The following is a 14565-nucleotide window of genomic DNA, read 5'->3' on the forward strand; positions in this document are numbered from 1 at the left end:
CGAACTCAGAAGTGAAACGCAATATCGCCGATGGTAGTGTGGGGTCTCCCCATGTGAGAGTAGGTCATTTCCAGGCGTCAAATACGAGAAAGCCCGCTACGATGTAGCGGGCTTTTTTACGTCTGCAATTTGTGCAAATCCTGCTTTTTATAGACAAACAGCTATCCAAGAAATAGCACTTCGCTATCCCTTGCTGTCATCAGCTCTCAACATTCAACAGGTATTTAAAATACCTTGCTTCAGTTCCATGTGTACGCTGCAGGAACCGAGGGCGATTATATGCTTAGCATAATCGACTCTTCGGACATCCATTTAGGCCATAGGTCATTTTTTATCGTTTGAATATCGATATTGTCCTAATTTTTGTTATTCCTGAGCCATAAAGGCTTTATGATGTCTGTAGGTTGGTGTGTTTAATAGAAGGTTTGCGTGAAACAGTTGGATTTTAACTTACTTAGGGTGTTAGAAGTGTTGCTTGAAGAGCAAAGCGTAACCGCTGCTGCTTCGAGATTGCACTTAAGTCAGTCGGCTGTGAGCAAACAACTGAATAAATTACGAGAAACCTTTGATGACCAACTGTTTGAACGTACAGCTTATGGATTAAAGGCAACACCACGTGCGTTAGAGCTAGCGCCTGATTTACATGAGGTATTGCAGAAGCTAGATCAGTTTACTCGACCTAATACGTTTGAACCTGCTGAAAGCCAAAGGCGGTTTAAAATGCATGTGGTTGAGACTGCATACTCGCTGAGCTACCCACATTTCATGCCTAAATTATTGAAAGACGCACCACTCGTCAGTGTTAATAGCCAGACTTGGTCACATGACAGTATGGATAAGTTATTGCGCTGTGAAATCGATATGGGGATTATTTGCCGTGAATGGGATAATCGCTCTTTGCTGCATATGAACAATTTGCCCGAAGAGCTTGGCTATGCTGAGCTGATCCGCGACTATCCTGTCTGCTTAGTAAGGCGCAATCATCCTTTACTTAAAGAGTCTTGGGATCTCGACACCTTTTTGAAGTATCGTCACTTGCAGGTAACGTTTGGCGGTTTGGAGCATTGGTTGCTAGATGACGTACTTAAATTGCAGCACTTGCAGCGTGATATCGCGGTAAATATGACAGATTTTAATAGTGCATTAGATTTGTGCGGACATAGTGACTTGATCTTATGTGCACCGCGCAAATACGTAATGCAGATGATTGCCGACTATGATTTAGTTTGTCTAGATGTTCCTATAAAGGTTGAACCCGGTGCTTATGTGCTTGTATGGCATAAACACTTTAATCTGGATCCGAGCCATAGCTGGCTTCGTAATCTGATCATTAGTGGTGTACAACCCCATTCTGAAGTAGCGCTATTAAATAGCTTTTAGAAAAGCATTGATAACCGGCTCTTGTTGGCGCTTTACTTTACAGCAGCAGCCGAGTTCAAATGGCGGAATTTCTATTGGTGAGCTTAATAACTGAATGCGGTCACGTACTGGGCTGTTGTTAATTACCACCTCTGGAGTAATGCTCACCCCACATCCAAGTGCGACCATCGAAGCTATCGCTTCCTGCCCTGATACTTGTGCGTAAATATTGGGTATTAAGCCTAATGATTTAAACCAGTTATCAATGCGTTTTCGGCCGGGTCCATGTTCAGGAACAATAAAAGGTAATCGATCCCACGGGATATAAGATTCGGTTAATAACTCTTGTACCTGACACCTAAAAGTCGGTGCGATGATGGATAAAGGAACGTCATCGATTTTGGCAAAATGTAGCGTGTCAGGAAAAGCATCGGGTAGCGCTGCAATCGCGATATCGGCACGATTATTACGAACTTCATTCACTGCGTTTGCGGCATCACCAGTGATCAGGGCAATTTCAACTTGAGGGTGCTCACGACGAAAGCGGTCGAGTAATCCAGGTAAATGACTATAGGCGGCAGTAACCGAACAATAGATATTCAGCTTGCCCCTTAGTACATCTTGCTTGGGATCTAATTTTGTTTTCAATTTGGCCCACTGAGCTAGCGTCACTTCGGCAAAGTTTTTATATTCGATCCCTGCGCTGGTTAAGGTGACACTGCGATTATCGCGTTGAAATAATTGTGCACCAACTTCCTCTTCCAGCCTTTGCATTGCACGACTTAATGTCGATGGACTGACATGCATAGCCTGCGCAGTTCTTGCAAAGTGTAAACTGTCTGCTAGATGCAAATAAAGCTTGATGGTTTTTATATCCACAGTGACTCCGCTATCCCTTTAGCTACTTTGGCATTTCGCATGCAGTAATCTACATTGCATTAAACGCAACGTGATGTTCCGAATATATCATTTTAAGCAATCAAAAGCTTGCGCTATAGTGATCTTAATCACAGCGAGGCTCGGTAAAGAGTCAGCCCGTTTAAATGTCCAGAATCAAGGTGGTATATCAGATGGCTAACTATTTTAACTCTCTGAATTTGCGTCAACAATTAGAACAGCTGGCACAATGCCGCTTTATGGATCGTAGTGAATTTAGCGAAGGCTGTAACTTTATTAAAGGTTGGAACATCGTTATTTTAGGTTGTGGCGCACAAGGTTTAAACCAAGGTTTGAATATGCGTGACTCAGGTCTAAATATCTCTTTTGCATTACGTGAGCAGGCGATTAACGAAAAGCGCGATTCTTACCAAAAAGCTACGGGTAATGGATTCCGTGTAGGCACCATTGAGCAGCTAATTCCAGATGCTGATTTAGTGCTTAACCTTACTCCAGATAAACAACATACCAATGCCGTTAACACCGTTATGCCGTTGATGAAGCAAGGTGCAACCCTGTCTTATTCTCATGGTTTTAATATCGTTGAAGAGGGCATGCAAGTTCGTCCAGATATCACAGTAATCATGGTGGCACCTAAGTGCCCTGGTACAGAAGTACGTGAAGAATATAAGCGTGGCTTTGGTGTACCAACACTGATTGCTGTTCACCCAGAAAATGACCCTAAGGGTGAAGGTTTTGATATCGCTAAGGCTTATGCGAGTGCAACCGGTGGCGATCGTGCTGGCGTTTTACACTCATCGTTTATTGCCGAAGTTAAGTCAGACTTAATGGGCGAGCAAACCATTTTATGCGGCATGCTGCAAACGGGTGCGATTCTTGGTTACGAGAAGATGGTTGCTGACGGTGTTGAGCCAGGATACGCAGCAAAGCTTATTCAGCAAGGCTGGGAAACCACCACTGAAGCACTTAAGCATGGTGGCATCACGCACATGATGGACCGTCTATCAAATCCTGCCAAGATCAAAGCTTATGACATGGCTGAAGAGCTTAAAGTCATTCTTAAACCATTGTTTGAAAAGCATATGGACGACATCATCGGTGGCGAATTCTCTAAAACTATGATGACGGATTGGGCTAACGATGACGCTAATCTACTTAAGTGGCGCAGCGAGACTAACGATACAGGTTTTGAAAATGCCCCCGGTTGTGAAGAGTATATCGATGAGCAAGCTTACTTCGATAAAGGCATCTTCCTAGTAGCAATGATTAAAGCTGGTGTTGAGCTTGCGTTCGATACCATGGTAGCCGCAGGCATTGTTGAAGAGTCGGCTTACTATGAGTCTTTACATGAAACGCCGCTTATCGCTAATACCATCGCACGTAAACGTTTATATGAAATGAACGTAGTGATTTCAGATACGGCTGAGTACGGTTGTTACTTGTTCAACCATGCGGCGCTGCCTCTACTAAGTGACTATGTGGCTAACATGTCTGCCGAGTACTTAGGTGGTGGCTTGCAAGATGCGAGTAACGGCGTCGATAACGTACGCTTAATTGAAGTTAATGCGGCAATTCGTGGCACCGCCGTTGAAGAGATTGGTGCTGAATTGCGCGGTTATATGACCGAAATGAAGCGCATTGTCGAAGAAAGTTAATCACTTTTTTATCAAGAGTCTAAAGGTCAATTTGCTCTAGGCTCTTGATGATTGAAACGTTTGTTAGAGACAAAAAATATTTTAGAAAAAACACTATTGATTAACACGTTAGTGGCAGTAACTCAGTTAGGCAGAACATGATTATTTGTCAGCATATGAGTCGATAAAGAAATAGACTCAACTTGATTAATTTTGATGTTTAAAAGTTTTTTATTGTGTTTTTTATAGGCTTTGTGGTACTTCTTAATGGTCGTCTTTTAAACGACACCGAATTTAAGCAAAGAATCTGATTAGGATACAAGTCGAATATGTTCAAACAAGCTGCCCAGCTGATTATTGTGATTATTACCGTCGTGATTATTAAATCACAGCGGGGGCTGCGCATATCGAATCGACATACCTAACCTAGGTTTAAGATTGCAAAAACCCCCGCTCCGAAAGGAACGGGGGTTTTTTCGTTTAAGGGGTTAAGCAAAAGCTAACTCATTAAGAAATAAAGTTAAATGTAGTGGAGTAAGAGCTGATGGAACAAGGGCAAATGATAAGAGGCGCAGATGCAGTCATAAAAGCGATTGCCGCACATGGTGTAACAACAGTGTTTGGTTACCCTGGCGGAGCGATTATGCCTATTTACGATGCGCTCTATGGTAGCCCGGTAGAGCATCTGCTTAGTCGCCACGAACAAGGCGCCGCATTTGCTGCAGTGGGTTACGCTAGAGCAAGTGGTAAAACTGGAGTTTGCTTTGCTACATCTGGCCCAGGTGCAACGAATTTAGTTACCTCACTTGCCGACGCGCTGCTGGACTCTGTGCCGGTTGTTGCTATCACAGGGCAGGTTTCAACCGCCGTGATTGGTACCGATGCGTTTCAAGAAATCGACGTTCTAGGTATGTCACTGTCATGTACTAAGCACAGTTTTATGGTGACTCATGTCGATGAGCTAGTACCGACGCTTTATAAAGCCTTTGAGATCGCGGCATCAGGTCGTCCGGGCCCGGTATTGGTGGATATTCCTAAAGATGTGCAAATTGCCATGCTGGAATATAAAACGCCTCTGCAAGCTATTAGCGCCGAGCCAGAGCATACCCCAGAGCAAATTAACGATGCGCGTCAGCTTATCGAACAAGCTAAGCAGCCAATGCTGTATGTTGGTGGCGGTGTGGGTATGGCGAGCGCTGTTGAGCAATTACGCGACTTTATTCAAGTTACCGGCATTCCATCAGTGGCAACACTGAAAGGCTTAGGCTCTATCACCATAGATACACCTGGCTATTTGGGTATGTTGGGCATGCATGGCTCTAAGGCGGCGAATTTAGCCGTACAAGAATGTGATTTATTGATTGTGGTTGGTGCGCGTTTCGATGACAGAGTTACCGGCCGTTTAGCTAGCTTTGCTGAAAACGCCAAAGTTATTCACCTTGATATAGACGCTGCAGAGCTTGGCAAATTACGTTTACCTGAAGTGGCTATCGCTGGCGACTTACGCCAAATCCTGCCTGCACTAAGTCAAAATCTAGGCGAGCAGTTTGCGCCATGGCAAGCCAAGATTGATGAGATGAAACAAGCGCATCAGTGGCGTTATGATCGCCCCGGAGAGTTAATCTACGCACCTGCTATGTTAAACCGTTTAGCCAATAAGTTACCGAAAAACAGTGTAGTGGCTTGTGATGTTGGTCAGCACCAAATGTGGGTTGCACAGCATATGTTTTTCAATCGACCGGAAGACCATCTTTCAAGTGCAGGTCTCGGCACTATGGGTTTTGGCTTGCCAGCTGCAATTGGCGCTAAAGTGGCACGCCCAGATGCAACGGTAGTAACCGTATCGGGTGATGGCTCTTTTATGATGAATGTACAAGAGCTAACCACCATTAAGCGTAAACGCTTGCCAGTGAAAATCCTACTTATCGATAACCAAAAGCTTGGTATGGTAAAGCAGTGGCAACAGTTGTTTTTTGAAGAGCGTTATAGCGAAACCGACCTGTCAGATAACCCAGACTTTGTAAAAATGGCTTCGGCATTCGATATCCCAGGGCGCAACATCTTTAAGGCCTGCGAGGTTGAAGCCGGCTTAGATGAGATGCTCAATAGCGAAGGGCCTTTCTTGCTGCACGTGTCGATCGATGATGCTCACAATGTATGGCCGTTAGTGCCGCCGGGAGCCTCCAACCAAGACATGATGGAAGAGATGGATAAGCAAACTTAGTTTGTATCAGGGCTAAACGTATTACGGCATGACTAACTTGAAACAAGTATTAAAACAAAAAGCATTGAAGTAACAGAACGAAGCAAGGTGGAGAGCAAGAATATGAACAATTACTCATTAGCGTTAAACGTGCAGCAAAGACCAGAAGTGCTAGAGCGTGTTTTACGCGTTGCTCGCCATCGTGGTTTTAAGGTCGCCAACTTAAGCATGCAGATTAATAGTAATAACAGCACCAGCATCGACATGTTGGTAGAGAGTGAGCGTGAAATTGGCTTGCTAACTAATCAGATAGATAAGCTTATTGATGTCATTGATTGCCGCGTATTAGTAAGCAATTCAACTACCGCATTAGCAAAATAGAAAGGGTGAGAAAATGGCCGCTAAAACAGCAGAATTAATTTGGTTCAATGGTGAAATGATGCCTTGGGGTGATGCTAAGGTACACGTTATGTCTCACGCACTGCACTATGGCACGTCGGTTTTTGAAGGTATTCGAGTTTACGATACGCCTAATGGTCCAGCGGGGTTTCGGTTAACTGAGCATGTGCAGCGATTATTTGATTCAGCCAAAATCTACCGCATGCCGCTCCCCTATAGTTTCGATGATGCCATGCAAGCTTGCCGCGATGCCGTCTTAGGTAATGGCTTAAGCAGTGCTTATATCCGACCATTGGCTTTTTATGGCGATGTGGGCATGGGTATTACGCCGCCTAAAGATGCTCAGTGCGACTTAATGGTCGCTGCGTTTCCTTGGGGCGCTTACTTAGGTGAAGACAGCATGGATGCGGGTGTTGATGTGGCAGTAACCTCATGGAATCGCTTAGCGCCCAATACTATTCCGACTGGTGCTAAAGCGGGAGGTAATTACCTTTCATCATTACAAATCTCCACCGAAGCTAAACGCAACGGCTTTGATGAAGGTATCGCGCTTGATACTAACGGCTTAGTGAGCGAAGCGGCTGGCGCCAATTTATTTGTGATTAAAAAGAACAAAATCTACACACCGCCAGCAACTGCCGCTATTCTGATGGGACTAACGCGCGACACGATTATCACCTTGGCACGGGATCAAGGTTATGAAGTTGTTGAAGAGCAGATGTCGCGCGAGTTTCTTTACCTTGCCGATGAAATCTTTATGACAGGCACCGCGGCTGAAATCGTACCTGTGCGCAGTGTCGACAGAATTGAAGTAGGCACAGGTAAGCGTGGTGAGATCACTAAACAAATTCAGCAAAGTTTCTTCGGTTTATTTAACGGAGAGACGCAAGATAAATGGGGCTGGCTAGAGGTGTTATAACATCCATAAGCTCCGATTAATTATCTAACGATAAACACATAAAACAAATTGAAGTGGCTTAACTCGGTTGGGTTAAGCAATAAAGAACCAGCATAAATACGTCAATGAATGACGCATTTGATATCAAGGATAAAGCAATGCCAAAACTACGTTCAGCAACCAGTACCGAAGGCCGTAATATGGCAGGAGCACGCGCATTGTGGCGTGCAACAGGCGTGAAGGACAATGATTTTGGTAAGCCAATTATTGCCATTTCAAACTCGTTTACTCAGTTTGTACCTGGGCATGTGCACCTTAAAGATATGGGCTCGTTAGTTGCAGGCGCGATTGAAGAAGCTGGTGGTATCGCTAAAGAATTTAATACTATTGCCGTTGATGACGGCATTGCGATGGGACACGGCGGCATGCTTTATAGCTTACCGTCACGCGAGCTGATTGCCGACAGCGTTGAATACATGGTCAACGCGCATTGCGCCGATGCCTTAGTGTGTATTTCAAACTGCGACAAGATCACTCCGGGCATGTTGATGGCATCGTTACGACTGAATATTCCAGTGATTTTCGTCTCTGGTGGACCGATGGAAGCGGGTAAAACTAAGCTTTCAGATAAACTGATTAAGCTCGATTTGGTTGATGCTATGGTTGCTGGCGCAGACGAGCGTGTATCAGATGAAGACAGTGAAAAGATTGAACGTAGTGCTTGTCCAACATGTGGTTCATGCTCGGGTATGTTTACTGCTAACTCAATGAACTGCCTAACCGAAGCGCTAGGTTTATCATTGCCGGGTAACGGCTCAATGCTAGCGACTCATGCCGATCGTCGTGAACTTTTCTTGGAGGCTGGACGCCGCATTATGGATTTAACGACGCGTTATTATCGCGATGACGATGAGTCTGCATTGCCACGCAATATCGCCAATTTTGCTGCCTTTGAAAATGCGATGACACTTGATATCGCCATGGGCGGGTCAAGTAATACCGTATTGCACTTGTTAGCGGCGGCGCAAGAAGCTGAAGTTGATTTTACTATGGCAGATATCGACCGCCTTTCTCGCCTTGTGCCGCATCTTTGTAAAGTGGCACCAGCAACACCAAAGTATCACATGGAAGATGTGCACCGCGCCGGTGGCGTAATGGGCATTTTAGGTGAGTTAGACCGCGCAGGCTTACTACACAATAACGCCTACCACGTAGTGGGTAAAAACTTGGCGCAAGTATTGGCTAAATACGACATTGCTCAGAGTGACGATGCTGCAGTACGTAAGTTCTTCTCAGCAGGCCCTGCAGGAATTCCAACCACTAAAGCCTTTAGCCAAGATTGTCGCTGGGACAGTGTTGATGATGACCGTCAGGAAGGTTGTATCCGCAGCCGTGAGTTTGCCTTTAGCCAAGAAGGTGGTTTAGCGGTATTAGCAGGTAATGTCGCCGTCGATGGTTGTATCGTTAAAACTGCAGGCGTTGAAGTCGAAAACCATACCTTTATTGGTAGTGCACGTGTGTATGAAAGCCAAGATGACGCAGTTGCTGCGATTTTAGGTGGTGAAGTGGTAGCTGGCGATGTGGTAGTGATCCGCTATGAAGGCCCTAAAGGCGGCCCTGGTATGCAAGAGATGTTGTATCCGACTAGCTATTTAAAATCACGTGGATTAGGCACTAAGTGTGCACTTATTACTGATGGTCGTTTCTCTGGTGGTACATCGGGTTTATCTATTGGCCATGTTTCACCTGAGGCGGCAGCTGGTGGCACCATTGGTTTAGTGCAAACGGGTGATCGTATTGAGATTGATATTCCTGCACGTTCAATCAAATTGGCGATCAGCGATGTTGAATTGGCCGCGCGTCGCACTGCGATGGAAGCGCTAGGCAAAGATGCTTGGAAGCCATTGGGGCGTGTAAGGCAGGTATCACTAGCGCTTAAAGCGTATGCGCTACTTGCGACTAGTGCCGATAAAGGCGCTGTGCGTGATACCAGTAAATTAGTGTAATGGATTTAACGGGTTTAAGAGGTAGTTTATGTTGGCTTTAGCATCACAATCGCAACTGGATTTAGCCCACTATTATTTACAGAAAATCTTACTGTCGTCGGTTTACGATGTCGCTAAAGTTACGCCGCTTTCGAGTATGAACAAACTGTCTGCGCGCTTAGGCTGTCAGGTGTTTTTAAAGCGTGAAGATATGCAACCAGTGCATTCTTTTAAGCTGCGTGGCGCTTATAACAAAATAGCTGAGCTGACGACTGACGAGTGTGCGTGCGGCGTTGTTTGCGCCTCAGCTGGCAATCATGCTCAGGGCGTAGCATTGTCTGCGTCAGCTCGTGGTATTAGTGCGGTGATTGTGATGCCAGAAACCACACCTGATATTAAAGTCGATGCGGTTAGACGTTTAGGTGGTGAAGTGGTGTTGCACGGGCAAGCATTTGATCAAGCGAACGCCTATGCTAAGAGTTTGGCTGAAAATGAAGGCCGGGTGTATGTAGCGCCGTTTGACGATGAAGCTGTTATTGCTGGGCAAGGTACCGTTGCGCAAGAGATGTTGCAGCAGCAGCGAGATCTTGAAGTGGTGTTTGTACCTGTTGGCGGTGGTGGCTTGATTGCCGGGGTTGCGGCTTATTACAAAGCGGTGATGCCACAAGTTAAAATTATTGGCGTAGAGCCAGAGGACTCGGCTTGTTTAAAGGCGGCACTGGATGCTGATGAGCGGGTAGTGTTATCGCAAGTTGGATTATTTGCTGACGGCGTAGCAGTTAAGCAAATTGGTGCAGAGCCTTTTAGACTGGCGCGTGAGTATGTTGATGATGTGATTACGGTGACGTCAGATGAAATCTGCGCCGCGGTAAAAGATATCTTTGAGGATACTCGCGCGATTGCTGAGCCGTCAGGTGCGCTGTCGCTGGCTGGTCTGAAAAAGTATATCGGCACTAACGGCAAAGGTGAAAAGCTTGGCGCGATTTTAAGTGGTGCCAATGTCAATTTTCATAGCTTACGTTATGTGTCTGAACGCTGTGAATTGGGCGAGCAAAAAGAAGCGATTCTAGCGGTAAAAGTACCGGAGCGTCCGGGGATATTTTTGCGCTTTTGTGAGCTGTTAGAACAACGGGCAATGACCGAATTTAACTATCGCTTTAGTAGTCGTGATAAAGCGGTAGTGTTTGCGGGTATTCGCTTGTCTAACGGTCAAGATGAGTTAAATGAGATTATTGCTAAGCTCGAATCTGAAGGCTTTGGTGTGCAGGATTTATCGAATGATGAAACCGCTAAACTGCATGTGCGTTACATGGTCGGTGGTCAACCACCAGAGCCGATAGAAGAGCGCTTGTTTAGTTTTGAGTTTCCGGAGCACCCCGGTGCGCTGTTTAAGTTTTTAACCACCTTACAAAGCAAGTGGAACATCAGTTTATTCCATTATCGTAATCATGGTGCTGCCTACGGTAGAGTGTTGGCGGGTTTTGAAGTGCCTGCGAGTGATAGTTTACCGTTCCAGCAGTTTTTAACTGAATTAGGTTTTGTTTATCAAGAAGAAACAGACAGTCCTGCGTATCAACTGTTCTTAGATAATCGCGATTGATGGAGTTTTTAGGGCATCAAAGGCAGCGGCATTTTACATGTAGCTGCCTTTTTATTTCTGTTAATCGCTATAAATATTTATCAGCTAGGCGGTTGATAGTATTGGAGCTTCTTCTGTAGTATGGTCAGAAAGTCGTCTTTAAATACTAGCACTTTACGCTGTTAAAGATGGAACAATAATAATATTCCACTAAAGACTGACTTCACGTAGGGGCTTAACGGTATTTTTCGTTATAGCAGTATGGCATCAGTCAAACCTTAACCTTATTAAATCGCCAAGTTTTAGAGGAAGTATCATGTTACCTGCACCGTTTATCGAGTCATTTTCACCGCCACGTCGTATTTTAATGGGGCCGGGCCCATCAGATGTTTATCCTGAAGTGTTAGCTGCGCAAGCTAAACCTACTATTGGTCATTTAGACCCTTTGTTTGTTGCTATGATGGATGAGCTTAAAGCGCTGATTCAATATGCTTTTCAAACCACTAACGAGATGACATTAGCGGTTTCAGCGCCAGGTAGTGCAGGCATGGAAACCTGTTTTGTGAATCTGGTTGAACCGGGTGAAAAAGTGATTGTTTGCCGTAATGGTGTGTTTGGTGAGCGCATGCGCCAAAACGTTGAGCGTGTTGGTGGTATTGCGGTCGTGGTTGATAACGAATGGGGCGAAGCGGTTGACGCTGATCTGGTGGCGAGCGCATTAGCTGCCAACCCTGATGCTAAATTCTTAGCCTTTGTGCATGCAGAAACATCAACCGGTGCTCTGTCTGATGCCAAAATATTATGTGCATTAGCTAAGCAACACGATTGTTTGTCGATTGTTGATGCGGTGACCTCATTAGGCGGCGTAGAGTTAAGAGTCGATGAGTGGGGGATTGATGCCATTTATTCCGGCAGTCAAAAGTGTTTATCTTGCGTGCCGGGCTTGTCGCCTGTGTCGTTTTCACCCGCCGCGGTTGAGAAGCTAAAAGCACGTAAAGCGCCGGTGCAGAGCTGGTTTTTAGATCAAACTTTAGTGATGGGTTACTGGGATGCATCGAGTGACGGTAAGCGTAGCTATCATCATACTGCACCTGTAAATGCTCTGTATGCCTTACATGAATCACTGCGTTTATTAGCTGCAGAAGGGTTAGAGCTTGCTTGGCAGCGTCATGCGGATATGCACCAAGTCTTGCGTCATGGGCTACAGCGTTTAGGGCTACGCTTTGTGGTGACAGAAGCTGACCGTTTACCCCAGTTAAATGCAGTGTATATTCCTGAAGGGATTGATGATGCCAAGATCCGTAAGCAACTACTGGAAAATTATAATTTAGAGATTGGTGCTGGCCTGGGCGCACTAGCGGGTAAAGCGTGGCGCATAGGTTTGATGGGTTATGGTGCTCGCCGTGAAAACGTTGCCTTATGCTTGAAAGCATTGGAAGAAGTGCTGGCTTAGCTAATTTGGTATAAGTATTGGTTGTTTATTGAAAAATAAAAGTCCGCTCAGTTGAGCGGACTTTTTCAGTTAATGAGGTAAAGCTTAGAAAGTATAATCCACTTTGACCCAAGCGATGCGACCCGGTTCATTAACTTGGAAAGTGGGTTCGCTGCCGGGAATATCGTTACCCGCTCCAGAGCGACTAATGTGCTCGGCATAGGTAATATCAAATAGGTTTTCAACACCAAAGCTAACCAATAGTGCATCGTTGTGCTTCCAACTTGCGTTGAACGAAAGCGTACCAAAGCCGCTGCTTTCAGCTAAGTCTTGGCCTGAAATATTGCCCTCACCAATAGCGACTCGGTCTTGGGCTGCCACTAGACGCCATAGTAGACCCGCTGCCCATTGATTGTATTGGTAGTCTAAGGTGATACGTCCCTCAAGCGGTGGAATTTGCCCTAGCGGTGTGCCAGCGGTGTCGTTATCTCCATGGCTATAGCTAACGCTTGTTTGCGTTGAAAAGTGCTCAGTGAGTGGAATGGTTGCGGCGATTTCACCACCATAAACTGTTGCATCAATATTGTATGCGCTGGTTTTATCTGTGTTTGCATCAATTAAGATATAGTCACGGATCTCACCGTAAAATAGTGAAGTAGAGATAGCAATGTCAGCTTCGTAGATCCATCCGATATCAAGCTGAGTGGTTTTCTCTGGCGCCAAGTCGAAGGCTTTTTGGCTTGGGTTATTCACATCGGCTTTCATGATCTCCCAGTAATCAGGAATGCGCTGCGCGTGGCCAACACCTGCGTAGTACTGGCTATTGCCTGACGTTAACTCATAGCGACCGTAACCACTGAACAAGTCATCGCTGCGCTCACCTTGTTGACCAACCATAAGCTCAGTTTTCCAATGGTCGTAACGTGCGCCAGCAAGCAATTGCCCGTGGGATAATTCATAAGTGGATTCAACAAATAAGCCACTGGTTTGATAGCGCATATTGTCTTTAAACGGTTTATTGAGCAGATCATCAAGTCCATTATCAACAGCAGGGTTAATGCTGCGGCCTTCATGGATACTGTCCATATGGTCAACACCAGCAGTTAATGTCCAGTCGCTAGCTAAGCTAAAGTCGAGCCATAAATGCCCGCCCGAAGTGGTGCGTCTAACGTTAGTGCCTGAATTTATCCCTTGGTCAAACTGATCCATGATATGGTCATTTTCATTGGTGTAAGCTTGCAGCTCAATGCTGTTTAGCCACTGGCTATCAAATTCGTGTTGCAGTAAAAAGGTTAGGTTTTCATTGCTAATTTCGCGGGCCTTATTGGCACGATCGGCATACTCTGCTTCCCCAGACGAGCTACCATAAGCTAGCTCTAAAACGGTTTGTTCAGTAGGGGTCCAACCAAGTGCAAAGTTGTAGTTAGAGCGGTCGTAGCTTGATTGGACCTTATTGCCGTCACCATCTTTGTAATGGTCGCTTGATGACTGGTTAACATCCATATCGAAGTAATGTTTTTCGTCACCCGCTTTCAGTTCGACCAAGTAATCGGTACGACCAAAACTACCAGCGGTCATACTCGCGCGGCCATCAAGCCCTGGTTCATCAAAGCTGTGACGGTCTTTTTCAAATAGCACAGTACCAGCGCTACCTACAGGGCCGTACTTAACAGTTTGTGGGCCTTTAATTACGGTGATATTGTCATAGGCTTCTGGGTAAATATAGGCTGTTGGTGGATCCATGCGTCCGCCACAGGTTCCTGCGACATGCTGGCCATCATCAACAATACTTAAGCGTGAGCCGCCTAAACCGCGCAGGCTAGGATCGCCCCCGGCGCCACCCTTTCGGCCGATACTAAACCCTGGAATGGTCTTTAAAAAACCTGCGCCATCATATGCAGGTAAAGGTAAGCGTGGTTTTTTGGGGTCGGTATAGGTTTTGGTTGGGTCTTTCATCAATTCGCCAGTGACCACGATGCGCTCTACAGTTTGCGATTCGTCAGTTTTTGTCACAGCTTCACTGGCTAAACAGGGGAGAGAGATTAATCCCAAGGTGACGAAAGGAATCGTCAAAATACTTTTCTTGTTCATCATGGTGTCACTGTCGTTATTTATTTTTCGCCTGTTTTACAGGGCTTTATAAATACAACAAACCAATTTGTCCCAAGGTGCGACAAAG

The 14565-nt window shown here is 45.6% G+C and carries 10 protein-coding genes; 8 read left to right on the top strand and 2 right to left on the bottom strand.

Features of this window, described 5'->3' with window-relative positions; genetic code table 11:
• The first annotated feature begins 429 nt into the window (after positions 1 to 429).
• The gene (locus tag MSG37_RS20665) at positions 430 to 1380 is read left to right on the top strand and encodes a LysR family transcriptional regulator (protein WP_248472613.1); all 951 of its coding nucleotides are present in this window, start codon (positions 430 to 432) and stop codon (positions 1378 to 1380) included.
• On the opposite strand, the gene ilvY is transcribed toward MSG37_RS20665, so the two are convergent.
• A complete protein-coding gene (gene ilvY, locus MSG37_RS20670) occupies positions 1366 to 2238 on the bottom strand; it encodes an HTH-type transcriptional activator IlvY (protein ID WP_248472615.1) in 873 nt (290 codons plus the stop codon). The genes MSG37_RS20665 and ilvY overlap by 15 nt on opposite strands.
• A gap of 191 nt (positions 2239 to 2429) precedes the next feature.
• Between ilvY and ilvC the strand changes: the two genes are divergently transcribed.
• The 7 genes from ilvC (at position 2430) to MSG37_RS20705 (ending at position 12407) form a co-directional block, all read left to right on the top strand.
• Positions 2430 to 3911: a ketol-acid reductoisomerase gene (gene ilvC, locus MSG37_RS20675; protein ID WP_248472617.1), complete on the top strand. Its 1482-nt coding sequence runs from the start codon at positions 2430 to 2432 to the stop codon at positions 3909 to 3911.
• 523 nt (positions 3912 to 4434) lie between these two features.
• A complete protein-coding gene (ilvG, locus tag MSG37_RS20680) occupies positions 4435 to 6114 on the top strand; it encodes an acetolactate synthase 2 catalytic subunit (RefSeq protein WP_248472619.1) in 1680 nt (559 codons plus the stop codon).
• Between the two features lie 102 nt (positions 6115 to 6216).
• Positions 6217 to 6474, top strand: a complete 258-nt coding sequence (ilvM, locus tag MSG37_RS20685; RefSeq protein ID WP_248472621.1) for an acetolactate synthase 2 small subunit — start codon at positions 6217 to 6219, stop codon at positions 6472 to 6474.
• A 13-nt stretch (positions 6475 to 6487) separates the two neighbouring features.
• Complete coding sequence (locus MSG37_RS20690) at positions 6488 to 7411, top strand: branched-chain amino acid transaminase (RefSeq protein WP_248472623.1); 924 nt, start codon at positions 6488 to 6490, stop codon at positions 7409 to 7411.
• A gap of 137 nt (positions 7412 to 7548) precedes the next feature.
• Positions 7549 to 9396 carry a dihydroxy-acid dehydratase gene (ilvD, locus tag MSG37_RS20695; protein ID WP_248472625.1) on the top strand — a complete coding sequence of 616 codons (1848 nt, stop codon included), beginning with the start codon at positions 7549 to 7551 and terminating at the stop codon, positions 9394 to 9396.
• Positions 9397 to 9424: 28 nt separating this feature from the next.
• Positions 9425 to 10975 carry a threonine ammonia-lyase, biosynthetic gene (gene ilvA, locus MSG37_RS20700; RefSeq protein ID WP_248472627.1) on the top strand — a complete coding sequence of 517 codons (1551 nt, stop codon included), beginning with the start codon at positions 9425 to 9427 and terminating at the stop codon, positions 10973 to 10975.
• A 295-nt stretch (positions 10976 to 11270) separates the two neighbouring features.
• Positions 11271 to 12407: an alanine--glyoxylate aminotransferase family protein gene (locus MSG37_RS20705; RefSeq protein ID WP_248472628.1), complete on the top strand. Its 1137-nt coding sequence runs from the start codon at positions 11271 to 11273 to the stop codon at positions 12405 to 12407.
• Between the two features lie 84 nt (positions 12408 to 12491).
• On the opposite strand, the gene MSG37_RS20710 is transcribed toward MSG37_RS20705, so the two are convergent.
• Positions 12492 to 14480: a TonB-dependent copper receptor gene (locus tag MSG37_RS20710; protein WP_248472630.1), complete on the bottom strand. Its 1989-nt coding sequence runs from the start codon at positions 14478 to 14480 to the stop codon at positions 12492 to 12494.
• Positions 14481 to 14565: the final 85 nt, after the last annotated feature.

The organism is Shewanella sp. 1CM18E (genome assembly GCF_023161665.1).
GTDB lineage: Bacteria > Pseudomonadota > Gammaproteobacteria > Enterobacterales > Shewanellaceae > Shewanella.

Bases quoted from the DNA above. Each gene is read 5' to 3' on its own strand.
- MSG37_RS20705 (WP_248472628.1), top strand. From the start codon at position 11,271: ATGTTACCTGCACCGTTTATCGAGTCATTTTCACCGCCACGTCGTATT.
- MSG37_RS20690 (WP_248472623.1), top strand. From the start codon at position 6,488: ATGGCCGCTAAAACAGCAGAATTAATTTGGTTCAATGGTGAAATGATG.
- MSG37_RS20710 (WP_248472630.1), bottom strand. From the start codon at position 14,480: ATGATGAACAAGAAAAGTATTTTGACGATTCCTTTCGTCACCTTGGGA.
- ilvC (WP_248472617.1), top strand. From the start codon at position 2,430: ATGGCTAACTATTTTAACTCTCTGAATTTGCGTCAACAATTAGAACAG.
- ilvA (WP_248472627.1), top strand. From the start codon at position 9,425: ATGTTGGCTTTAGCATCACAATCGCAACTGGATTTAGCCCACTATTAT.
- ilvM (WP_248472621.1), top strand. From the start codon at position 6,217: ATGAACAATTACTCATTAGCGTTAAACGTGCAGCAAAGACCAGAAGTG.
- ilvD (WP_248472625.1), top strand. From the start codon at position 7,549: ATGCCAAAACTACGTTCAGCAACCAGTACCGAAGGCCGTAATATGGCA.
- ilvG (WP_248472619.1), top strand. From the start codon at position 4,435: ATGGAACAAGGGCAAATGATAAGAGGCGCAGATGCAGTCATAAAAGCG.